At 47.7% G+C, this 22,148-nt stretch carries 20 protein-coding genes and 1 pseudogene; 11 read left to right on the forward strand and 10 right to left on the reverse strand.

What is annotated here, in order from left to right:
- Nucleotides 1-21: 21 nt before the first annotated feature.
- Together ACG2F4_RS07475 and ACG2F4_RS07480 are read right to left on the reverse strand one after the other, a co-directional pair.
- The gene (locus ACG2F4_RS07475) at nt 22-309 is read right to left on the reverse strand and encodes a ubiquitin carboxyl-terminal hydrolase 14 (protein ID WP_395259598.1); all 288 of its coding nucleotides are present in this window, start codon (nt 307-309) and stop codon (nt 22-24) included.
- 84 nt (nt 310-393) lie between these two features.
- On the reverse strand, nt 394-1,974 hold the full coding sequence (locus tag ACG2F4_RS07480) for a cation:proton antiporter (protein ID WP_395259599.1): 1,581 nt from the start codon (nt 1,972-1,974) through the stop codon (nt 394-396).
- Nucleotides 1,975-2,241: 267 nt separating this feature from the next.
- On the opposite strand from ACG2F4_RS07480, the gene ACG2F4_RS07485 reads away from it, so the two are divergent.
- Entirely contained in the window at nt 2,242-3,225 is a 984-nt protein-coding gene (locus ACG2F4_RS07485) for a C-terminal binding protein (RefSeq protein WP_395259600.1), read from the forward strand.
- Nucleotides 3,226-3,369: 144 nt separating this feature from the next.
- Here ACG2F4_RS07485 and ACG2F4_RS07490 read toward each other — a convergent pair whose 3' ends face one another.
- The 5 genes from ACG2F4_RS07490 to ACG2F4_RS07510 form a co-directional block, all read right to left on the reverse strand.
- Nucleotides 3,370-3,744 (reverse strand): hypothetical protein, encoded by a 375-nt coding sequence (locus tag ACG2F4_RS07490; RefSeq protein ID WP_395259601.1) that lies wholly within the window; start codon nt 3,742-3,744, stop codon nt 3,370-3,372.
- Between the two features lie 9 nt (nt 3,745-3,753).
- A complete protein-coding gene (locus tag ACG2F4_RS07495; RefSeq protein ID WP_395259602.1) occupies nt 3,754-4,311 on the reverse strand; it encodes an NADPH-dependent FMN reductase in 558 nt (185 codons plus the stop codon).
- Nucleotides 4,312-4,350: 39 nt separating this feature from the next.
- Nucleotides 4,351-5,025: an alpha/beta hydrolase gene (locus ACG2F4_RS07500; RefSeq protein ID WP_395259603.1), complete on the reverse strand. Its 675-nt coding sequence runs from the start codon at nt 5,023-5,025 to the stop codon at nt 4,351-4,353.
- 86 nt (nt 5,026-5,111) lie between these two features.
- Nucleotides 5,112-6,044: a ring-cleaving dioxygenase gene (locus ACG2F4_RS07505; protein WP_395259604.1), complete on the reverse strand. Its 933-nt coding sequence runs from the start codon at nt 6,042-6,044 to the stop codon at nt 5,112-5,114.
- Between the two features lie 89 nt (nt 6,045-6,133).
- Nucleotides 6,134-7,063, reverse strand: a complete 930-nt coding sequence (locus ACG2F4_RS07510; RefSeq protein WP_395259605.1) for a ring-cleaving dioxygenase — start codon at nt 7,061-7,063, stop codon at nt 6,134-6,136.
- 356 nt (nt 7,064-7,419) lie between these two features.
- Between ACG2F4_RS07510 and ACG2F4_RS07515 the strand changes: the two genes are divergently transcribed.
- Complete coding sequence (locus tag ACG2F4_RS07515; protein ID WP_395259606.1) at nt 7,420-8,193, forward strand: patatin-like phospholipase family protein; 774 nt, start codon at nt 7,420-7,422, stop codon at nt 8,191-8,193.
- Nucleotides 8,194-8,431: 238 nt separating this feature from the next.
- Here ACG2F4_RS07515 and ACG2F4_RS07520 read toward each other — a convergent pair whose 3' ends face one another.
- From ACG2F4_RS07520 to ACG2F4_RS07530, 3 genes are all read right to left on the reverse strand, one after another.
- Nucleotides 8,432-9,847: a sulfatase-like hydrolase/transferase gene (locus ACG2F4_RS07520; RefSeq protein ID WP_395259607.1), complete on the reverse strand. Its 1,416-nt coding sequence runs from the start codon at nt 9,845-9,847 to the stop codon at nt 8,432-8,434.
- Between the two features lie 154 nt (nt 9,848-10,001).
- Nucleotides 10,002-11,348, reverse strand: a complete 1,347-nt coding sequence (locus tag ACG2F4_RS07525; RefSeq protein ID WP_395259608.1) for an FAD-binding protein — start codon at nt 11,346-11,348, stop codon at nt 10,002-10,004.
- Nucleotides 11,349-11,915: 567 nt separating this feature from the next.
- Nucleotides 11,916-12,638, reverse strand: coding sequence for an SDR family NAD(P)-dependent oxidoreductase (locus ACG2F4_RS07530; protein WP_395259609.1), 723 nt, complete (start codon nt 12,636-12,638; stop codon nt 11,916-11,918).
- A 1,277-nt stretch (nt 12,639-13,915) separates the two neighbouring features.
- Between ACG2F4_RS07530 and ACG2F4_RS07535 the strand changes: the two are divergent.
- The 9 genes and pseudogenes from ACG2F4_RS07535 to ACG2F4_RS07575 all read left to right on the forward strand — a co-directional run bounded on the left by ACG2F4_RS07535 (nt 13,916) and on the right by ACG2F4_RS07575 (nt 22,130).
- Nucleotides 13,916-14,965: pseudogene (locus ACG2F4_RS07535) on the forward strand (TrkH family potassium uptake protein).
- A gap of 23 nt (nt 14,966-14,988) precedes the next feature.
- Nucleotides 14,989-15,240 (forward strand): potassium transporter TrkG, encoded by a 252-nt coding sequence (locus tag ACG2F4_RS07540; RefSeq protein WP_395259696.1) that lies wholly within the window; start codon nt 14,989-14,991, stop codon nt 15,238-15,240.
- A 24-nt stretch (nt 15,241-15,264) separates the two neighbouring features.
- Nucleotides 15,265-15,951: a potassium channel family protein gene (locus ACG2F4_RS07545; protein ID WP_395259610.1), complete on the forward strand. Its 687-nt coding sequence runs from the start codon at nt 15,265-15,267 to the stop codon at nt 15,949-15,951.
- 1 nt (nt 15,952) lies between these two features.
- Complete coding sequence (locus ACG2F4_RS07550) at nt 15,953-16,243, forward strand: NAD-binding protein (protein ID WP_395259611.1); 291 nt, start codon at nt 15,953-15,955, stop codon at nt 16,241-16,243.
- A gap of 376 nt (nt 16,244-16,619) precedes the next feature.
- Nucleotides 16,620-17,561, forward strand: coding sequence for a universal stress protein (locus ACG2F4_RS07555; RefSeq protein WP_395259612.1), 942 nt, complete (start codon nt 16,620-16,622; stop codon nt 17,559-17,561).
- Nucleotides 17,562-17,973: 412 nt separating this feature from the next.
- Nucleotides 17,974-19,827 carry an ATP-binding protein gene (locus ACG2F4_RS07560; protein WP_395259613.1) on the forward strand — a complete coding sequence of 618 codons (1,854 nt, stop codon included), beginning with the start codon at nt 17,974-17,976 and terminating at the stop codon, nt 19,825-19,827.
- A gap of 41 nt (nt 19,828-19,868) precedes the next feature.
- Entirely contained in the window at nt 19,869-21,191 is a 1,323-nt protein-coding gene (locus ACG2F4_RS07565) for a sigma-54-dependent transcriptional regulator (RefSeq protein ID WP_395259614.1), read from the forward strand.
- Between the two features lie 253 nt (nt 21,192-21,444).
- On the forward strand, nt 21,445-21,708 hold the full coding sequence (locus tag ACG2F4_RS07570) for a hypothetical protein (RefSeq protein ID WP_395259615.1): 264 nt from the start codon (nt 21,445-21,447) through the stop codon (nt 21,706-21,708).
- Between the two features lie 11 nt (nt 21,709-21,719).
- The gene (locus ACG2F4_RS07575; protein ID WP_395259616.1) at nt 21,720-22,130 is read left to right on the forward strand and encodes a hypothetical protein; all 411 of its coding nucleotides are present in this window, start codon (nt 21,720-21,722) and stop codon (nt 22,128-22,130) included.
- Nucleotides 22,131-22,148 lie beyond the last annotated feature (18 nt).

The following is a 22,148-nucleotide window of genomic DNA, read 5'->3' on the forward strand; positions in this document are numbered from 1 at the left end:
ATTCAAAACCCAACAGCTACACTAGCCTTTGCGGATCGCCCTGTTTTGCGAATTCAGAAAAAGCTTGTCTATATAGCAGTAGCGCCACGTTTCACCCGGTTCCACCGACCGGATCAGCGGGTGCCCGGTCTGCCGGTAATGCTTTCGGGCGTGCCGGTTTTTTGAAGAATCACAACATCCCACGTGACCACAAACCAGGCACATACGCAGATGCACCCACTGATCGCCCTGCGCTTCGCATTCGGGACAAACCGTTTGATCGGTTCCTGTCACTTGTATCTGATCAAGGTGTGTACACTCCATATCCATATTGAATCATGTGTTAAATCCGTTTATTTGTCCAAAATTTGCACTCTTCAGTTAAAAGCATTGTTGAAATTTTTATGAAAAATTTCAACGGTCCGGGATTCCAACTTCCGTATTCAGTATCAACTCTTCCGAACCGTCGTCACCGAAAAGGCTCAACTCCGCCAGTTTGCGTCCGGCCTGCGTGATGGGGAGACACACAGCCGTAGCCCCGGCCTCTCTCAATGCGCGGTGTTCTTCATCCCGCATCGTTAGAGCATAAATGGATCCTTTAAACCTGTTTGACCGCATATATTTTGTCGCATTAATTTTCGCATCCGGCGTACCAACGGCCAAAATAACGGCCTGGATATTATCCAGCTCCATATTGCTCCAAAGCTCAATATCCTGCATATCACCATATATTACACGCCGTCCCTCCTCGATATTTTGCTGAATCCGCGCCGGGTCAATATCCACGCCGACGACCTGTTTCTTCTCTTTTTTCAGGCGGTCGTATGCGGCCTTCCCTGCATTCCCCATGCCAACGACCAGGTATTCGGCGGCTCCGAGGGAGATCGTTTGCTGGTCGGGATGGCGAACGTCGCGCTCAAACCGGCTGAGAAACAGCTCCATCCGTTTCCACAACGCTTCTTCCCAGATCGAAAGCGGGGCGTTGAGCGCAAAGGAGATCGCTGTGAGCAGGGCAAAAGCCACGACCACTCCCCCGGGTATAAATCCCGCAGAAGCCGCAACTGAACCCGCAATCAGCGTAAATTCACTGTATGAGGTAAGAGAAATTGTGGCGATAAACGAGGTACGGGCCCTCAGCTTAAAAAACAGCATAAGCGCAAAAAACAGCACCGCTTTCAACGGCAGAAGGGCAACGGCGACCAGCGCCAGGTAAAAGTCCTGCAGTCCGGGGAGTCCCGCCAGCCCCACTTCAAGGAAAAAGCCCACCAGGAAAGCCTCTTTCAGGCCCCATAATTTTTTTGACAGCTCGTCTGCCACTTCGTGACCGGAAAGCAGCATGCCCGCAACAAGAGCCCCGAGTTCGGAGGAGAGTCCCACCCCCTCAAAAACGGCTCCACCGCCCATCGCCAGCATCAGTGCAAACAGCAGTTTGAGCTCCTCTTCGTTGCTCAGCTCAACAATTTTTATTACTCCCGGCCGGATCAGGGGCAGCCCCAGCAGGGCAAGACTCCAGGGTGAGGGCGTCGTTCCACTGGTCAGCCCCAGCAGCACAATGGCCACGATATCCTGCACTATCAGGATTCCAATAGCCACCCGACCGTGAAAAGCACCCAGTTCGCCCCTGCGCTCCAGATTTTTAGCCGTCAACACGGTACTCGAAAACCCGAGCACCACGGCTATAATCAGGGACGCCAGGATGCTGTATCCAAAAAGAAGGGCAATGGGTACAAAGATGCCGATGCTAAGCAGCAGGTGAATACCTCCTGTGCCCAGAACCTCAATCCTGACAATATTTTTAAGCCGCAGGTGCAGTCCCACGGTAAAGAGCAGGAACAGCACCCCGAGATGCGCCACTTCATGAAGCGCCTGCCCCGCCTCGTAGCCGTAAGCCGAAAGAATGACCCCCGCTGCCAGATAGCCGACCAGCGGCGGCAGCTTAACCCGGGAAACCAGCATCCCGAACAAGAAAGCCATGCCTATCCATAAAATATCCATAGAAACAGGATTGAGAAAATTGGCGGATGAGACAATCTAACAATACTTTTCATAATAGGGAATTACACATTACAGAAAGCGCAGCAAAAGGATGGCGATAGCCGGATATCAACACGTTCTCGCATTCGAGTGCACTCCGAGTTGTCCCGAACCGATCAGGATATGCTCTCATCCGTTCATAATGAACATGCAAAAAATTCAGGAACATTGCCTGGCTACGCAAGAATGGTTAACCTTCCACTTTTCAAAAAAATACCGTTATTTTTTATGACTGACAATGATACAACAACCCCGAAGATCGCACTGCTGGATCCGGGGATCGCATCCTGCAGCTATGAAGAAACGTTGTTCACTGAACACGGGTACCATTTCGAAGTCTTTGAGGGCGAGAAGGGAGATTACCAGTCAAAAATCAACCTGGCTTCTGATGCGGAGGGGATACTGATCCGTTTCACTGAAATCGACGATCGTTTCCTGGAGCAAACGCCAAACCTTAAAGCTGTTGCCCGCTATGGAGTGGGGTACGACAACATCGATGTCGACGCCTGTACCCGTTTTGGCGTCCGTTGCGCCAACGTTCGTGGATACGGCAACCATTCGGTCTCCGATCACGCCCTGGCACTCATCCTTGCCTGCGTGCGCATGCTAAAACCCGGCTATGAAAATATCTACACCCGCTTTGGAGGCGCCCCCTCCGATCGCGTCCCGGAGCTCCATGAACTGGTTCTTGGCATTCTCGGGCTGGGCCGGATCGGGGGGACCCTGGCTCAAAAAGCGGGCTCCCTGTTTAAAAGCGTTATCGCCTGCGACCCCTATGTCGAAGAGCAACAATTTGAGCGGGCAAACGCTCAGCCCGTTTCATACCATGAACTGCTGCAAACGGCGGATGTCATCAGCATTCACTGTAACCTCACGGAGGAGACCCGCCACCTGATTAATAAGGAGGCCTTCGACCAGATGGAACGCGGCCCGATTCTGGTGAATACGGCCCGGGGGGAAGTGGTGGATGAGGAGGCCCTGCTGGAAGCCCTGGAAAGTGGATCTATTCACAGCGCGGGACTTGACGTTTTTAAAACGGAGCTTCCGGACCAGCTTTCACGCCGGCTTGTTGAGCATCCCCGCGTGATGGCCACGGGACACTATGCCTGGTTTTCTGACAGGGCACAGGATGAACTGCAAAAAAGAACCGCCGACAACCTTTTGGCGATGCTGCAAGGGCAAAATCCGGAGGATTGCCTGAATCCTTTTTAACATTTTTGGGATATTAAATCTTAGTCGCAAAGCAGACTTACTTCGACCCCGATATGTAGAACATCCTCTGAAATCACCGGACAATATTAGTTGTTGGTTTTACAAATAACTAAACTAAGCCTTCGCTGCGTTTACCCTGGTGGCTCATAACTCCCCAACAACTTGAAATTCGTCCAGCGTCACAAAAACGGACTTCCTCGGCTTGTTATCTACCGCCCTGCTTTTATGTCCCCGCCCCGTGGTGTCTTCGGCCAGCAAAACATCGCCGGTGCCAAAACGGCGGACCGTTCCGTCACTGATCTCCACATCCACCGCTCCATCCAGCATGATGATGTACTGCCGCCGCGGGGCGTTGTGCCAGTCATAATCATAATCGGGCCCGGTCTCCCTGAAAACAATGCCTGTTGCATCCTCCCGTTCCGATAGACGCCCGATATCGCCCGCATCCTCCAGGGAAATCTCAATATCCTCAAAATGTGACTCCCCGTCTTCACCGCTGTATAACCTGGTTATCTGCATAGGACTCCTCTACTGAAATTTCAATATCCACTCGTACAACGACTGCAGGTACCTGCCAAAATAATCCCTCGTTCGCTCGTCAACAAGCGTTCCCTCCGAATCAAACTTTTCATGAGCCCGGTAGACCAGGATTTCCGGCTGGGGCATGCAATAGGAATTGGTAAACTCAAACGCCTGGCGAAGCTGGCTCTGTCCACGGGCGGAACCCGTCATACCGGGCGATGCCCCTACAATTCCGACCGGTTTCTCGTTAAGAGGCGCTTTCTTCGGGGGACGCGACGCCCAGTCAATCGCATTTTTCGTGACGGCCGGTACCCCGTGATTGTACTCCGGGGTGGCGATTAACAGTCCATCTGCGCGGTCGATCGCCTTCTTAAATTCGATCACCCGCTCCGGGTCGCCCTTTGCCTCCAGATCCGCATTGTACAGGGGAATACCCTCGAGATCGAAAAAATGGATCTCCATCTCTTCCGGGGACAGCTCTGCTGCGGCCCTGATCAGTGCTTTGTTGTATGAGCCTTCCCTGAGGCTCCCTGCAAAACCAAGTACGTTAATTGGCTTGTTCATGGTGTAAGTCTTGATTAGAAATTGTAAGTGCGTAAAAAATTACGAAGTTAACAGCTCTGCCATCATTCCGCGGATCGTTTTGATCTCATCGTCGTTGACCGTGTGGGGCATCCCCTTGTAGAGTTTTTTGGTTACTTCCGCTCCAAGGGATTTTAATACCTGTTCCGTCTCGTTCACCCGTTCCTTGGGGATGTGGGGATCGACCGTACTGCACCCAAGGAATACGGGCGTTTTTTCGAGATCGCCCTCATACTCATCAAACTGGATTTCAGGACCAATAAGGCCACCGCTTAAGCCGACCACTCCGCCGTACCGTGCAGGATGGCGCGCAGCAAATTCGGTTGCCAGGCAGGCACCCTGTGAAAAGCCCAGCAGCATAATCTTGTTTTTGGGGATCCCCTGGTCCTCGATCGACCGGATCAAATCGTACAGTTTTTGCAACCCGGAGGAGATACCCGGCTGATTTTTTTCCTTCGGTTCGAGGAAGGAGTACGGGTACCACGTATGGTTGGCGGCCTTGGGCGCCACGTAGTGAAAGTCGGGCTGCGCAAACTGGTCGGCCAGCGAAAACATACCTTCTGCAGAGGCCCCGCGCCCGTGCACCAGGATCATTGCGGCTTTTGCTTTTTCCACGGATGAACCGTAGGTCTGTTCCCCCTGCTTTTGATGAGGACCTTCGAACGGGTCGTCCGGATCTACTCTGAATAATGGCATAAAAACCTGTTGTTTTTTTCTGGTTGAAGAGAGTGGAAAAAAGGCTTGTACCAGCTCTCGCTGGATATGGTTACAGCGGCTGCTCCTCAGATGTTGATCTCCGGCAGCCGTTTTTCAATCATCTCCCGTTTGCCCTCGAGCCAGGGAGGCAATATCAATTTTTCTCCCAGCTTGTCGGGATCTTCATCCACATCATAACCGGGTCCTTCTGTAGCCATTTCGAACAGCACCCCGCCCGGCTCCCGAAAATAGACCGAGTGAAACCAGTGGCGGTCGATAATCTGCGAAGGCTGCAAACCCATGTCAATGACCTCCTGGCGAAGTGATTCCAGCTCTTCGTCATCGCGGGCCCGAAATGCCACGTGATGAATAATGCCCCGCCCGTTGGCCGACGGTTTCGACTCCCCCTCCTCAATAATTACGGCACGCCCGATCGGGGCATCCGTGGTGTAGAGAGTATGCTTTTCGCTGCGGGACGTTTCCCGGAATCCAAAAAGTTCATTGAGGATACGGGCCGTAGGTTCCTGCTGTTTCAACCGGAGTGTGGTTCCCCAAAACCCCCGGATGGCGTACTTTTCGTGCACGGTGCCTTCCGACCAGCCCGGGAGATCGGCCACCTGATCATCAAATACAAGTTCAAGCTGCATGTTGTCGGGGTCCCTGAACCGCATCACCGGCCGCCCAAACCGGTCAAAGGGTCCGTCAAAGGCGATATCCTGCTCCCCGAACCGCTCTGCCCAGAACTCCTGCGACCCATCCGGCACCGACAGAGAAACCGCCACCGCCTCACCAAGACCGGGCTTTCCCTGGACTGCCATCGGCCACGGAAAGAAGGTGAGTCCCGATCCCGGAGAACCTGTTGCATTACCATAGAAAAGGTGATAAGTCCCCGGATCATCCTGATTGACCGATTTTTTTACCAATCGCATTCCCAGCTTTTTGACATAGAACTCAGCGTTTCGGCCCGGATCCCCGGCCAGTGCTGTTATATGGTGAATTCCTTTATAATGTGTTTCCATAATTTTGTGAATTAAGTAATGATTATTTCGCAAACCCCCACATCTAATGCCCCATGACCCAAGACCCAAGACTCAAGACCATTCAATCCCTAAACTTTCAACTCCGGCAGATCGGCTTCAATAAGCGCACGGCGATTCTCAAGCCACCCGGGAAGCTTCAGGGTCTCTCCCAGCTGTTCAACCGGCTCATCGCGATCAAAGCCCGGTCCCTCTGTGGCAACTTCAAAAAGTACTCCCCCCGATTCATAAAAATAAACCGATTTAAAATACCGGCGATCCTTTTGTTCGGTCACGTGGTAGCCCTCCTCCACCAGGCGCCTGCGGATAGCTTGCTGCTCAGCTTCATCCTTGGCCCTGAAAGCGATATGGTGCACCGTGCCCTTGCCCGGCTTGCCGTCCAGCTCCGACTGGTCGATAATCTCAATCGCGGAACCCAGCCGGGTGCCAGACTCAAACAGGTGACGATCGTCAAATTCATCTGTTTTTCTATACCCGAGGTGTTCCTCAAGCAGTTGTCCCGTCGGGCGGTAATCATCTTCTGCCAGCGTAGCCCCGTGAAACCCGCGAATGGCATGCTCAGAAGGAAGCGCTCCCCCCGACCAGCCCTCGATGTCATTCACACCGGCCGTCTCTACCAGCTCGAGGTGTAGCCCGTTGGGATCTTGCAGTCCGAGCACTTTTTTGCCAAAACGGGTAAAGGGTTCAATAACATCGATATCCTGCTGATCCAGGTGGTTACCCCACACCTCAATCGCCCCTTCCGGCACTGCAAAGCTTACCGCCACCACTTGTCCCCGGCCCGGCTTCCCCTGCTGCAGGTGAGACCACGGGAAAAAAGTCAGCACCGAACCCGGCCGGCCGAACTCATCGCCGTAATACAGGTGGTAGACCGAGGGATCATCAAAATTGACAGTCTTTTTCACCAGCCGCATTCCCATTACCCGGGTATAAAAATCCAGATTTTTCTGCGGGTTTCCGGCAATGGCGGTTATGTGATGAATTCCTTTGCTGTGTTCCATGAGTTCCTGTATTTAATTCGAAAATAGTTTAACATTAAACTAAATAAATTGCAATCAATATATTCTATTGGGTTCATCAGCGCTACCAAATCCACATTAACTCCCTTTAATTCGTTCACATTCTACAAGGTTAAAAGCTGTCGTTTTGCAGCAGCTTGCATAAAAGCAGAAGGAGAAATTGGCAGGCACTTTCAACCACCAGAAATCGTTGCCACCACTGTTCACTTTTATCATAATATTCCTTTTACTACTATTTATTATTTATGTGAATTTAATGGGTAGTGACTTTATAAAACCACTATTTCAACCAGGGTCAATATCACCGTTTTCCATCCAACCTTATTGCGTTACAGTATATGATAAATTTTACGAATAATTCGAAAACAGGATTGGCCCTGGGCGGCGGCGCTGCTCTGGGAGCAGCCCATATCGGGGTTTTGAAAGCACTGGAGGAGCATGGCCAGCAGATCGACTATGTCAGCGGTACCAGCATCGGCGCAATGATTGGCGCCTTCTATGCCTTTGGCATGAGCGTGGAAGAGATCGAAAAAATTGCTGTTAACCTGAGATGGCTGGATGTTTCAAGCCTGTCTGTTTCCAGGATGGGGCTGCTCTCCAATCAAAAGCTGGGCAATTTGGTAAGAGAAGAGCTTGGAGATGTAATGATCGAGGAGGCTCCCAAACCGCTGGCGATTGTTGCCACCGACCTGGCCAGCGGACGGAAAGTGGTATTTCGCGAGGGCGATCTCGCTACCGCGGTGATGGCCAGCACCTGCATCCCCGGCATCTTCATACCGGTTGAAACCGACGGCAAGCTACTGGTGGATGGCGGCCTTGTCGAAAATGTGCCCATTCAAAGCCTTAAAACGATCGGGGCTAAAAAAATTATCGCCGTTGATATCAACGCCATGCGACTGTACAAAAAGCCGGATGATATCATCGAGGTGATCACCAATGCGCTGGACATTGCAATCGAAAACCTCTCCAGGGCCAAAGCGGACGAGGTAGACCTGTTGATACGTCCGAAACTCGCATCCTACAGCCGCACGGTCGATGACCCCGAAAAACTCAGGGAATTGATTGACAAGGGGTACCACGCAGCCAATAAGAAGCTGAATAGCTACAAGTAAAAACCAGTGTATTAACCACAACCCAATACAAATAACCGATAACAAATAACTAAACTTCGCCTGTGCTGCGCTTGTCCCGGGCGGCTCATAAATCCTAGGCCGGAAGGGGATGGGTAAATAGGAATGTAGAATAAGAAATAACGAATTTCGAAGGAATGCCGGGATGAAGAACACAGGTCTCTCGCCCATGTGGCAGTTATGAAAAGCTAGCAAAATATATGATTCAACATGCATTCCTTTACTCTTGATATTCCGCCTTTAATTTTTCCCTTTCCTTTGAAAAGCAACAAGCCGATGGTTGTTCGGGTAAAGATTCTTCAATCGTTTTCATTTGCTCCCATAGCTCCTTAACCCTTTCCGGTCTTTGGGCCGACCGGTCTTCCTGTTCTGCCCAATCAGTATCGATATTGTACAATTCCGTGCGGTCCATTTCCTCATTTACCAGAAGCTTCCAGTTCTCATCCTGTATGCCTGCACTTGGCCAAAAACCGGGTCGCTCGCGGGCATAACGCCAGTCCCAGTAGATAGGCTTCTGCCGGTCGTATGATTTGCCCATGATGGCTGGCACAAGACTCTCCCCATCAGGTTGATAATTTTCAGGATAGGATGCCCCCGCCAGTTCCACAAATGTGGGCAGCAGATCTACAGCCGCCATTTCTGTAGTCTTGTCCACCGTTCCGGCCGGTGCTTGTCCCGGCCACCGCACGATAAACGGAACCCGAACACCACCGGCAAATAAGGAGCGCTTGCGCCCCTTAAGCCCACCTGTTTCACCTACCGAGTAATAGCTCCCCAAACCGGGCCCGGTCGAGTTATCGTCAATACTCTTTCTATTACCAGTTATTTCAGGACCATTGTCCGATGAAAATATCACCAGCGTATTTTCATCCAGCCCCAATTCCTTCAGTGCCGCAAATAGTTCTCCTATGCGGGCATCATATTCCGCCACTACAGCGGCATAGACCTGTTGCTGCTCATCCAAATTGTCAAACTGGTTCAAATATTTAAGCCTGGGATAATGCGGGGTGTGTGTCGCATGAATCCAGGCATTGACAAAGAAGGGCTGATCTTTATGGCGCCTTACAAAGTCAATGGTTTTATAGATGGTAGAGTCTGCCTGCATCTGGTGCAATCGTCCGGGCAGATTAAACGCACCATATTCGTCATACCCATATTCCAGCGGGGATGGAGCATCTTGCACATGAGTATTGGAAAGATGCCACTTGCCAAAGTGAGCCGTGGCATAGCCCGCCTCTTTTAACATGCGAGGCAACATCGGGGCGTTGGGATCCAACCAGTCCGGCATATCCCGGTTCATATGGGATTCTACAGAAGCAAAATGGCCATGCACGCTGTGACGAGCGGGGAACTGCCCGGTCATCAGCGCTACCCTGCTGGGAGAACATACGGGATTGACCACCGAAAAATTTTGGAAATCGATACCTTCCGAAGCCATCTTATCCAAATTTGGGGTCTCACAGTAGGAACAACCATGGATTCCCAAATCACCATACCCCCAATCATCCGCATAAATGAAAATGATATTGGGTTGCTCTATCTCCTGAGATGCTGCTTCTTCTGTTCCATCTCCCTGACAATTATATAGCAGCATTAGGGATATCATTAAGTTGATAATGGCCCATTTGTTCATCATAGCTCAGTTTTTTACTTAATTTACATTTTCATCTATAGAGGGCTTTGCAAAATCCACCGATCATGGTTCTGAGGGAGTTATACTCCCTCAGAATGAGGAATTGAGAGTTTTGCAAAACCCTCTTATAGCATGAGACCCATTAACCAGTAACGAATTACGTATACAGGTACTCTTCCAGGAACCGGTTCCGGAACTTCCCCTTCGGATCGTACCCCGCAAGCAGCTTTTTAAAATCATCCAGCTTTTCGTAGCGTGACTGGAGAACGCGGGGCGACAGCGTAAACAGTTTACCCCAGTGCGGACGTACATCATACGGTGCCAGCCGCTCTTCAATAAGCGGCAATACCTTTTTGACCGAGGGCCAGTCCGGCTTCCATGTAAAGTGGAGAGCTACCGAGGGCTGCCGGTAACAGGGACTCATCCACAAGTTATCTGCATCGATCGTCCTGATTTCAGAAATGAGCAGGTGCGGAGCAATCCTGTCGCTTAGCTTGAAGAGCTCGGCAACGGCATCCCAGGCATGCTCCCGGGGCACAAAAAACTCCGATTGCAGCTCATCCCCGCTGCTGGGTGTAAAGTCCATCCGGAAGTGCGGCAGCCGCTGGTGCCAGGGACCGGGAATTCCCATTTGTCGCGTACAATTTTCGGCAGATATTTCGGCGATCGGGTGCATGTGGCGATCGGCCAGCCGGGCATCAAACAGCGTATCTTCGGCCCTGAATTCAATATCATCGTCCAGGCGATTTTTCATCCACACCTGGTTGATGGTGTTATTCCTAAAATCGGTAAACAGGCTCACGCTGTAGGCACCCGACATGATATCATCAAAATGGGTTTCAAGATGCTTCGCCGAAAGATCCCGGTACACGTACTGCCCGACCTCGTACGTCGGTTCAATATCCAGGGTCACACTTGTCACCACCCCGACGCCTCCCAAACCGACGACACTCCCTGCAAGCTGTTCCTCGTCCCTTTCGCGACTAATCGCCTGCAGCTCGCCATCGGCAGTAATAAGCTCCATCCCGGATACCGCTGTGGCCAAGTTCCCGTTACGAACGCCCGATCCGTGAGTGGCCGTAGCGCACGCCCCGGCCACCGAAATATGGGGAAGAGAAGCCAGGTTATGCAGGGCAAATCCATGCTTTTGCAGGTGCCGCGCCAGTTCACCGTACCGTACCCCGGCTGTGACAGTAACGGTTTGGATTTCGCGATCAATGGAGATCTCCGGTCTTAGGTTCTTCAGGGAAATGAGATCCTCGGGGCTGTCGGCGATGCTGTTAAACGAGTGGCGGGAACCGAGCACCCGCACCTTTTCACTCTCTTCCACCAGAACTTGTACCTGATCAATGCCTTTCGGCTCGTGAAGCTCTTTCGCTTTATAGTGGTAGTTGCCCGCCCAGTTGCTGCCGATCTCGCGGTCCGGCCGATACAAAAACGGCGGTGTAAAAAAGCTGCCTGTCACTATAAGAGATGAAATTTTGAGAAATGTTCTTTTTTTCATCGTCCTGTATCCCGACTTTTATATTAATACTTTTATAGGCTGTTAAAACCCCTATCCATCCCCAATTACCGGCACACTCTCTGCCAGGCAAAACCGCTGAATCTTTGCCTGCTGCAACTCCAGTACATATTACTTAAATCAGTTGAAAAATGATAACGGATCTGTTTAGAGGATCCTCAAAAGGCGTGACAGCCATCTCCCACTGCAGAGGTCTTCCTTGTGAAAAAAAAGGAAAAACTCCACTTATAAATGATGAAGTCGGAGGCAAAAAAAAACGCAGTACTGCTTTCCCGGCCTTGAATGGGGTGCACCGGCCGCAGCGTTTGCCCCATTCTCTGCCTAGATCTTTTGATTCCTTTGGGATCAAGACAAAAGGGACAACTCCGTCGCGGGCAATAGTCTCCTGTTTACATTAAGACTAATTCAACACCATAACTGTTTGCTATCGCCAAAAACCTGCCAACTAATGATTATCCGCTACGTTTGTCGGGCGATTCACAAATCCACAGGCCGGGAGAAATAAAAAATTATTTCTGTGCAGTATTTGCATCCTCCAACAGCGGGGAATCAGGATTTGCCATACACCGGCACGACAGCCCCGCGCGTCACCTCGTTCCGGGGCGATACCAGGTACCCGATCTGCTGAGCCAGCTGTTCCGGCTTCGGCCAGTCGTCATAGTTTGCATCCGGCATCGCGCTCCGGTTGGCTTCCGTATCGATAGTTGAGGGGGCGATGGCATTGACCAGGATATCGTCCCCGACCACCTCCGCCGCCAGCGACTCAGTCAACGCGGCGACCCCGGCCTTGGCCACCGTATAGGCGGTCATCTGTTTGCCCTGACGAGGCTCAACGCCCGGTCGCGAAGCGATATTCACGATGCGTCCCCCGCCGTGGGTCGACTTTCTCATCCAGTGCACCGCAGCGCGACACGAATTATAACAGGTTATCGTATTCATCTGGATCTGCTTGTTAAAATCGGCCAACGGCGTATCTTCAATTGCTCCCATCCCAAAACCGCCGGCGATATGGACAGAGCCCCAGAGCCCGCCCTGGGCAGAGACCGCCAGTTCATAAAAAGACCGGCACTGCTGTTCATCTGCCAGGTTGACCGGCGTTTTCGTGTAGACATCCTGCTCATCTTTCTGCAGAAAAGATTCCAGCTCTTTTTCATTAAAACAGGGCACGCTGCACCTGGCACCCGCCTTCAGCAGCAGCTTCACCACGGCAGATCCCAATGCCCCGGCGCCCCCGGTTATAACGATATGTCGGCCTGTAAGATCAAATTCCATTGCATTTATATTTTTTTGAAATGTTGATTTAACTATTTGGAAAACTTTCCAAACTCAATACAATAGGAGTCCCTACATTACACAAGTGAATACAGCAATCAAAAATTCACGTTGGATATTTTTTAGTGTTATGGGTAATCATGGTCTTATAGCAGATGAAGTGCAGCGTTTCCGTGTACTCCTGCCTAATAATTGTGCAGAGGATTCAAGTATTTAGACAGCTTGAGAATGCTGCAAGCCCACTGGAAAACAACTTTATTCACGTTGCCCTGACGGATGTAATTAGAGGTACTTAACCTATGAAAGAAAGACTATCCGCTAATTGAAGTTATCGCCGTTTCAGCCTTTGGTTCTACAGACTTTAGCAACACATGCAGAGCCAGTACAACTTTTAAAACATCATCGGAGAATCGGAAGTGACTCATATCTGACATGAATGCATTGCTTCAGTGAATATGGGATCCGACAAATAATTTTCCTGAAAATTTTACCATCCAGGCATCTCCCTCCACTCTTGATAAATCTCCCATTCAGGGAATATTACCCTCCTAAAATAAGGCGTCCAAAGAATAAATATCTTTAGATAATCTAACTTTGAAAACAGCGTAACATATTGTCTGACATATAATTATAGGCTGTCTGTATTATTACGGAATAGGACTGGCACGCATTTTTCAACTTGTTCCTGCAGCAGCAATGAACATCTTAATTAGAAGCAGGAATGTATTATATGAATATCATTAGAAACTTATCACGGTGCTACCATTTATCAAAATAGCGAACTGGATCCTTCACCTTGCGAAGTAATAAACCTAAAACTCTTCGCCAAAGGCAGGATGCCTGACCCTGACAATCTGATTATCCATTTTGATGCAGAAGCCCCAACCAAAGACGAAGCTCTAGCAAAGATCAAATCAGATATTGACGAGTTCTTGTCCAACCATCAGTTGAAAAGGCTGAAACCTGAATCAATGGTTGAATAGGTTTCTACTAGGATTAAGTAAAAAGAGCTTATAAAAATTGGATTACTCAGATATAGCTAAAAAAATCAACTTAGAGCCATCATAAGAGATATTGGTGGTATTCAATTATTGATCGGTCCCATTTTACTGATACCCGGGGTAGTATCCGTTTTGTATGGCAAAACCTATTCTGCCTTGTCTTTTGCAATCAGCTCGGCCATTACTACCACGTTTGGAATAATTGCCTATCAAACGAATAAAAAAGCAGAAAGCAACGGCCAAAGCCAGGCGATGATAACGGCAGCAGCGGCCTGGATGGTTACTTCCCTTTTTGGGGCTTTACCCTTTTTTATTGCGGCTCATATTACGCCCGTTGAAGTTGCCCAGTCGTTTGTACCGGGCAGTGAATCGTATTCTTCAAGCCTTTACAATTTTAAGAGTTTTCTGCATGCCCTGTTCGAAAGTGCGAGCTCATATACCACCACTGGTTTGACCATGAGTGTTCATGAACCTTCCGTGGGATATGGCCTGCTGTTCTACCGCTCATTTGCGCAATGGCTGGGTGGGGCCGGTATGATCGTCTTGTCACTGGCTATTCTGCGTCAATCCGGAGGAATGTACGGTTCAGCCCTTTATAGTATTGAAGCCAGCGGTCAAAAAATCAGACTTAATATCCGGCAAACCACGCAAGCTATCTGGAAGGTATATCTAACCGTAACCTCACTGTCGGCACTATATATATTTATCAGCACCTAGATGGTATTTCCCGATTATAATATCCTGGAAAATCTGTTTGTAGCAGTGAACCATGCCATGACAGGCCAATCAACAGGTGGATTCAGCACATTCGATGACAGCATCTCTGACTATGGATCATACGCCATGGAGATGATATATCTGTTGCCGATGATTCTCGGTGCTATTTCGATTCCGCTTTACTATAAAATTTATGAGGAAGGCAGCTTAACAGAACTATGGCTGGACTACCAGGGCCACTGGCTTATGTTGTTAAGTGTAATCGGGTCGGCCTTTTTAGTTCTGATGCTTTCGGGAATATTCGATTTTGTACAATCATTCCGTGAGGGCGTATTCCAGTTTGTCAGTGCGTTGACGACCACCGGTTGGCAAACAGCAGATCTGAGCACCTGGCCGGTTTATGCCACCTTATTAATGGCTATGATCCCAATGATTATTGGTGGATCAACGGGAGCTACAGTAGGTAGAATAAAGATTTTTCGGGCGTATTTCATGACCAAGGGTTTTGGATGGAGGTTAAAACAAGTAACTCAACCTTCCAATAGCATTATTGCACTGAACCTGGGGACCAACCGCTACTCTTTTTTAAGGAAATTTCCAATGATCTGATGGAGGCCTATGTATTTTCCATGATGTATTTGCTGGTATTACTGGGTGGAATCCTTATAAGTGCAACATTCATGGGAGAGGATTTTACGCTGATCGATGCCATCTTTGAATCGGTATCAGCCCAGGGTACCGTAGGGCTATCCAGTGGACTAACGAGTCCCACAATGCATCCGGTAACAGAAGTAACGTATATCATTCAGATGCTGATGGGACGTCTGGAGCTTATCCCGATACTCATTATGCTTCGCTCATTTTTTAACCAATCCAAGATTTAATCAAAACGTGTTAGAACACCAATTATGACAACAACAGATCGTATTATGTACCTCATTATTGTGGGGGCTGGCCGAATAGGAAACAGAGTCATTGAACTGGCAACCGGGGATGGTCACGAGGTCGTGGTTATCGAAAAAAATACCGACCTGGCCGAACAGACCAGTTCTAATTATGATTGTCTCGTTATAAATGACGACGCCTCGAAGATGGATGTTTTAGAGGAGGCAGGTTTAGAAAAAGCAGATGCCTTAATTACCACGACCAACGATGATTCAACCAATCTGTTGGTGATGATGCTGGGACGGCGGTATGCTGTTCCGCGTTTGCTGAGTTCGGTCAGAGAACCCGATCATATCAGCTTGTTTGACGAACTGGAGATCGATTTTGTCGAAAGCCCTCATCGACTGAACGGAGAATTCTTGTATAAAACCATACAACGACCGGGTATAAAGGATTATATGCGCCTCGATGGCGGAGCTGAAATCGTTGAGATTAAGCTTGCCGAAGAATCTTCATTGATAGGGCTGACCATTTTGGAGGCGATCGAATCCGAAAAGATAGCAGATGATCTCATTATCGTAGCCATTTACAGACATGGCGAGCTTATTATTCCCCGGGGTAATACCACTTTTGAGGCCGGAGATACTGTGACGGTGTTATCAAAAGAGGGAATAGGAAAAGATATAATTCAAACATTAAAAACCCAGTAATATGTTTAGTTCACAAAAGAAATATGCGGTAATAGGATTGGGGGAGTTTGGTTACACGTTGGCGACGTTATTATCCCAGCGTGGCCTCTATGTGATTGCCGTTGATCAAAATATGGATAAGGGTGAGAAGATAAAGAATGAAGTAGCAGAGTCTGTAAGCTTTGATGCAACGGAAACCGACCTGCTACGCAAGTTTGGAGTAGCTGACGTAGATGTTGCAATAATTTCAGCGGCGATGAAAATTTTCAGGCTGCCGAACTTATTGCTATGGAGCTTCAGGACAGTGACATAAAGCAAATTTACGTAACCGTCGGTTCAGAAAGAAAAGAACGTATTATTCGGAAGATCGGCGTTGCCGATGTCATTAATCCCCAAATGCAAGCTGCAAAAAATTTAGCAGGTGAGATTACAACCATCAGTACTACTAAATAATTTCACTGAGTATATATACCGTACAGGCTCTGTCTGTCATTTTGAAAATTGACCCTCCTAAAATGGTCCAAGAGTAAAAGCGAAAAACGCTGAATAACGATAAATAAATATACATAAATATCTGTGCCCCAATTAATTAGTCATTTTAAAAATAAACTGTCCGCTTTCTGGCATAGAATTTTCCTCCTTTGAAAGTGGATAGAAACTATGAATTCCACACGCGAAAATTCTGGATCATGGAAGCACGCCCCAAAACTAGATTTCCCGGTTCTACAAAGCATTCCTCAAACGGGAAGAGTGGTTATACGGTCTTGGTCCCGTTGCAGGATTTAGACCTCACTAAAACACTCCTCCCTCCTGCAATACGAACCGCCAAGCGGCATGATGGAAAAATTATATTGCTAAATATCATTGAAATTCCCTATCAGCTACCTCCCTCCGAAGCGAAGCAATTTACTCTGGAACGAGAATTCAAACTGCAGTATGCCCGACAAATTATAGAGACAGCGGGATGTGACGCGGAAATCATGGTACGTGTTGCACATCGGATTCCATCCGCCATTGAGCAACTTGCCCTATCATTAGATATTGATCTGATTATAATATGGGCCAAGAATAAAGGCTTGTTATGGAATAAAGAGATCTACCAAAAGCTATATGCTGTGAACAGCAACTTGGTAGTAGCTAAAGAACTCGTAGAAACACATTTCGAAGATGTCTTCATACAAGTCGATGATCTTCAGGCTGCAAGTTCTATGATGGAACATGCCACTTATTTATTCGGGAACGAGGAGGGGATTATTCACATGATCTCTGAATACAGCGAAAATGACGAAAAATCGACGTTAAGAAAGGTAAGATCCATTGTGGATGGATTTCACCGGCAGAATCCCTGGTTTGCCGGAAAGACTATTATTCACCAGTTAGAACAGAAATCTGCTGCAAGAGAGTATTTAAAAGATATATACCATAAAGTGACAGGAAGTACCGGTGTGTTGGTTTCCTATCCTTCAGGAAAAAGATCCAGAACCGACAGTTGGCTCGCTGAAGTGGCCAAAGACTTAAACCTGCCTGTTTATATTTTGAAAATTGCTCGGATAGAACCTGTTGGAATCGATCGCATAGCAAATCAGGTACAACAGTGGTTGGGATTCGCTTCAGAGCAACTCAAAGCATAATCAACACGTTGTTTCGTCTCTTTTAAATCAAGACGTTGTGTCCCATTTTGGGATACTTAATATATTTCATTCTATATTTAATCCTTGCAGAGGATAAATTTTGGGTACTCAGAAGCGGTTATAACTAGTGCTATGTCAAGTCCTGATTTTCAGTCTTTCCCTGATAGAACACGGATTAGGCCGATCTAAACGGATATATTATTGACAGGTACTATTTGAACAATTATTCTGCGGTGATCCGTAGCATCAGCGTCATCTGCGTTCTAACAAACCCGAAGGTTTATGGTTGACATAAGACTAGCTCAGATCCTTTGGCATGAAATCTGCATTTGCATTAAAAGGATGCTGACTTCCTTCAGACATCCGACTCCATGGAAGCCAAAAGAAATATAAGCAAACAGTTGTTTGGACAATGAATATGAATATCAAAACCAAGCTCTATGCCGGGCTTGGAATACTGGCTTTTTTAATCATAATCCTGGGTGGCAGTGGGCTGATATTTATCAACACCCTGGCGGATAATTCGAGTGCTATTATCCGGAACAACATTCGGACGTTGACCTATATGGAGAATATGGAGCAGACGCTAAAAGAGCTGCACCTGAAGCAGGCTTCCCAACTTGATTCGAGCAGAAACATAACCCAATCCTCAGCAGTTGCCGTTGATTCTCTTAAAAAGCAGTTGGCCAATAGCTTATCGGCTCAACAGCAGAATATCACGGAAACGGGAGAGGCGGACCTGAGCAATCAGTTGCAGGGAGCAATTAAGAGATATCTTGACCGATATAAACAGCTAAATTCCGCAAACGCTCTTAATCTGAGCTCCTATCAAGAAATGGCCAGACAATACGGGCAGATACAGGGTATGCTGGCTGAGATTACAAATTTGAATATCGAGGCCATTGAGCGTAAAAATGACGCGGCGCAGAGAACAGCATCGAATGTCATTTTCTACATGACTATTATCGGGGGCGTTAGCGCGCTGCTGGCTTTCGGTCTCCTGATTAAATATCCCAATTATATCGTAAAACCGATCCGTGAGCTGATCGACCGTATCAAACAAATAGCTGATCAAAACTATGATCAGCGGCTTGAATTTACGACCGGCGACGAATACGAAGAATTGGCCCAGGCTTTTAACAGGATGGCGAATCGTCTGCAGGAGTACGATTCCAGCACGATGGCCAAACTGATGAATGAGAAGCAGCGTATCGAAGCGATTATCAATCATATGCACGAAGCCATTATTGGCCTGGACCGAGAAAAGAATGTGCTGTTTGTCAATGCCAAGGCTGAAGAGTTGATTGGCAGTGAACGAAGTTCGCTGGTTGGCCGGTATGCCCCGGATATCGCTTCAACGAATGACCTGGTTCGCAAACTTATCCAGGATCTCATGGAAGCGAACAGCAGGAAAGAAGTTGAGAGCGACGAGCCTGATTTGATCAAGATAAAGAACGGTGAGCGACAAGTGTATTATTCAAAAGAAATCATCCCCGTAATTACCGGTAATGCTGCAGCAGAAGAAGAGAAACAGATCGGGACGATAATAACCCTGAAAAACGTAACGCACTTTCAGGAGATGGACGAAGCCAAATCAAATTTTGTGGCGGTGGTATCTCATGAGTTAAAAACACCCATCGCCTCCATTAATATGAGTCTGAGACTTTTAGAAGACGAACGTGTAGGCACGCTCAACGAGGAGCAAAGTAACCTGATACAAAGTATCCGGGATGATACCCGGCGCATGAAAAGAACGACAACGGAACTTCTGGATCTTTCAAAAATTGAAGCTGGCAATATTCAGTTGAACACGCAACCGGCCCAACCGTTGGATCTCATTGAATATGCGTATGAAACCATGATGATGCAGGCCAATCAGAAGGATATTGAACTCGAAATTCACTGCGATCAAAATCTGCCGCCGGTAAAAACGGATGTACAGAAAACCGTGTGGGTGTTGGTCAATTTAATCTCTAATGCTATACGATATACGCCCAAAAATGGGCTCATAGAATTAAAGGCCGAGGAAAAACCCAGTTCAATAAAATTCCTGGTGACCGACACGGGAGAAGGCATAGCGGAAGAGTATCTGGGCAAAATTTTTCAAAAATATTTCCAGATCCATGCTGAGAAAGACGGGGATGGCGGAAGTGGTCTGGGACTGGCAATAGCAAAAGAATTTATAAATGCGCAGGGAGGAGAAATAGATGTTCAAAGTACCGTGGGAAAAGGAAGTACCTTTTATTTTACCCTTCCGAAAAATTAAGGTGAATAGTTTTTGTTTAACCCTTCAGTAATTTATCCCTTATGAGTGAAAATGTATTAGTTATTGATGATGAAGACCGTTTTCGAGAACTTCTTTCCAGAATAATTGGGCTGGAAGGATTTAATGTAATACAGGCTAAAAATATCAAAAAAGGCCTGCAGGCACTGGAAGACAACTTTATTCACGTTGTTGTGACGGATGTAAAGCTCCCGGATGGCAGTGGGCTCCACCTGCTTGAAAAGATAAAACAGAAATATCCGCTTATTGAGGTCATCGTGATTACCGCTTATGGCACTATTCAAGACGGCGTGAATGCGATGAAGCAGGGCGCTTTTGATTACATCACCAAGGGAGATGACGATGACAAAATCCATGTCATGGTAGAACGTGCCGCCGAAAAGGCCCAGATGCAGCATAAACTTCGCCATCTCGAGCAACGCGTTGACGATAAATATGGGTTTGAAAGTATCGTAGGCGAATCGGAAGCCATTCAGGAAGCCATACAGATGGCAAAAAAAGTAGCTGACTCTGATATGAGTGTACTGCTGCAGGGAGAGACCGGAACAGGCAAGGAGCTTTTTGCGCAGGCCATTCACCAGGCTAGTCCGCGTAAAGGTGGTCCTTTCGTGGCACTGAATTGCAGCGCTTTTCCCAAGGATATGTTAGAATCTGAGATGTTTGGTTTTAAAAAGGGAGCATTTACAGGAGCTACTGAACCAAAAAAGGGATTAATTGAAGAAGCCGATGGGGGAACCCTCTTTTTGGATGAAATTGGAGAGATGGATATCGGCCTGCAGGCCAAACTGTTGCGTTTCCTTGAAAACAACAAATTCACGAAGCTTGGCGAAACTCAGGAACGATCGGTTGATATACGGGTAATTGCGGCTACCAATAAAGATTTAAAGAAAGAGGCTGAAGAAGAAGGATTTCGGGATGATCTTTACTATCGCCTGGCCGGTTTTGAAATCCGAATTCCTCCTCTTCGGGATCGCAAGCAAGATATTCCACTCCTGGCAAATTTCTTTCTACAGCGCCTCAATCAACGAGTACAACGCATTGATGATGAGGCTATGATCCTGCTGCTGTCTTATTCGTGGCAGGGAAATATTCGAGAGCTCAAAAATATTATAGAGCGATCTGCTATCTTGGCCGACGGGGATACTATTACCCCGGATCTGCTACCACGTGAATTTCATGGAGAATCTACATCGTCATCAGGCAGTCCAAATTCATTAAAAGAAATGGAGCGCGTTCATATTAAAAGAGTATTAGAACAGGCCGCTGGGAATAAAACAAAAGCTGCGGAAATGTTGGGTATCGGAACCAGCACGCTGTATCGTAAAATTGATGAGTATGATTTGTAGGGACGTTTCCTGTCAAGTTTGAAGTGGGTTCCTGTCGTAGAAATCAGTCCGCACATTCCCATTTTGAGAATTGGGTCTCCCAGAATGGGAATATCCATCCTTCCTTATGAGGGCTCCTTTATAATAAACCAGTTCAATACTATATAAAGCCCGTTTTTTTAATTTGGGAATCTGGATTATAGAATTGGCATAGTCTTTTCACTAAATAAAATTAACCAGCGATATTGCTGGGTTTTATAATTGATACTGGACGATGGCAACATTTTTAGACTTTTACAAGGGTGCTTCAATCTTTGAGGTCAGTGAGGTGGATCCCTCAGAGGGAGAAACATTAAGAACCAAACTTATCGCTAAAGCTGTGCTTCAGGATCAACCAAATATGAAGGTCGATTTTGTGGAGCAGGCAGCAACGCCAGTGGAAGCGCGAGAAAAAATTAAGAACGCTATTGACCGGTTCCTGGATGAGCACGACATCACCCAATTTGAAAATAATTCTTTAATTGACAGCGAAGAATAATGGAAGCAACAATGGACGATATTTCCCGCAAAGAGCACCTGCTGGCTGAAAAAGCGCAGGATATCCTCGAGCATCAACAGCAATTGGAATCACTAGAATTGCAAAAAGAGGAACTGCAGCAGCAAAAGCCGACTGCTGACAAACAGCAACTCTCCTACCAGGAGTCGCTGGAGTTCGGAAAGCAGGTAAAACAATATGAGAAGAAGCTTCAGCTACTTGAAGTGCAGATTCAAAAGTTAAGCAGGGAGCTTTGTGGGTTAAAAAAACAAACGAAAAAGCTACTGCCCGTATCCAACATAAAGGTAAAAGTGTCCACCTATTCGGATGATGACACACCCACTCAAACCTATTGCGTAAAACTCGTTACGGAGGAAAACAGCGATCAGCCAGACGAACATTTCTACATTGAGCGCCTGCAATAAAAACCCGATGTTTGTAGT

Source organism: Halalkalibaculum sp. DA3122 (assembly GCF_043951865.1).
In the GTDB taxonomy this organism is placed as follows: Bacteria; Bacteroidota; Rhodothermia; order Balneolales; family Balneolaceae; genus JAMQKA01.

Bases quoted from the DNA above. Each gene is read 5' to 3' on its own strand.
- ACG2F4_RS07475 (WP_395259598.1), bottom strand. From the start codon at position 309: ATGGATATGGAGTGTACACACCTTGATCAGATACAAGTGACAGGAACC.
- ACG2F4_RS07480 (WP_395259599.1), bottom strand. From the start codon at position 1,974: ATGGATATTTTATGGATAGGCATGGCTTTCTTGTTCGGGATGCTGGTT.
- ACG2F4_RS07485 (WP_395259600.1), top strand. From the start codon at position 2,242: ATGACTGACAATGATACAACAACCCCGAAGATCGCACTGCTGGATCCG.
- ACG2F4_RS07490 (WP_395259601.1), bottom strand. From the start codon at position 3,744: ATGCAGATAACCAGGTTATACAGCGGTGAAGACGGGGAGTCACATTTT.
- ACG2F4_RS07495 (WP_395259602.1), bottom strand. From the start codon at position 4,311: ATGAACAAGCCAATTAACGTACTTGGTTTTGCAGGGAGCCTCAGGGAA.
- ACG2F4_RS07500 (WP_395259603.1), bottom strand. From the start codon at position 5,025: ATGCCATTATTCAGAGTAGATCCGGACGACCCGTTCGAAGGTCCTCAT.
- ACG2F4_RS07505 (WP_395259604.1), bottom strand. From the start codon at position 6,044: ATGGAAACACATTATAAAGGAATTCACCATATAACAGCACTGGCCGGG.
- ACG2F4_RS07510 (WP_395259605.1), bottom strand. From the start codon at position 7,063: ATGGAACACAGCAAAGGAATTCATCACATAACCGCCATTGCCGGAAAC.
- ACG2F4_RS07515 (WP_395259606.1), top strand. From the start codon at position 7,420: ATGATAAATTTTACGAATAATTCGAAAACAGGATTGGCCCTGGGCGGC.
- ACG2F4_RS07520 (WP_395259607.1), bottom strand. From the start codon at position 9,847: ATGATGAACAAATGGGCCATTATCAACTTAATGATATCCCTAATGCTG.
- ACG2F4_RS07525 (WP_395259608.1), bottom strand. From the start codon at position 11,348: ATGAAAAAAAGAACATTTCTCAAAATTTCATCTCTTATAGTGACAGGC.
- ACG2F4_RS07530 (WP_395259609.1), bottom strand. From the start codon at position 12,638: ATGGAATTTGATCTTACAGGCCGACATATCGTTATAACCGGGGGCGCC.
- ACG2F4_RS07540 (WP_395259696.1), top strand. From the start codon at position 14,989: ATGTATTTGCTGGTATTACTGGGTGGAATCCTTATAAGTGCAACATTC.
- ACG2F4_RS07545 (WP_395259610.1), top strand. From the start codon at position 15,265: ATGACAACAACAGATCGTATTATGTACCTCATTATTGTGGGGGCTGGC.
- ACG2F4_RS07550 (WP_395259611.1), top strand. From the start codon at position 15,953: ATGTTTAGTTCACAAAAGAAATATGCGGTAATAGGATTGGGGGAGTTT.
- ACG2F4_RS07555 (WP_395259612.1), top strand. From the start codon at position 16,620: ATGGAAGCACGCCCCAAAACTAGATTTCCCGGTTCTACAAAGCATTCC.
- ACG2F4_RS07560 (WP_395259613.1), top strand. From the start codon at position 17,974: ATGAATATGAATATCAAAACCAAGCTCTATGCCGGGCTTGGAATACTG.
- ACG2F4_RS07565 (WP_395259614.1), top strand. From the start codon at position 19,869: ATGAGTGAAAATGTATTAGTTATTGATGATGAAGACCGTTTTCGAGAA.
- ACG2F4_RS07570 (WP_395259615.1), top strand. From the start codon at position 21,445: ATGGCAACATTTTTAGACTTTTACAAGGGTGCTTCAATCTTTGAGGTC.
- ACG2F4_RS07575 (WP_395259616.1), top strand. From the start codon at position 21,720: ATGGACGATATTTCCCGCAAAGAGCACCTGCTGGCTGAAAAAGCGCAG.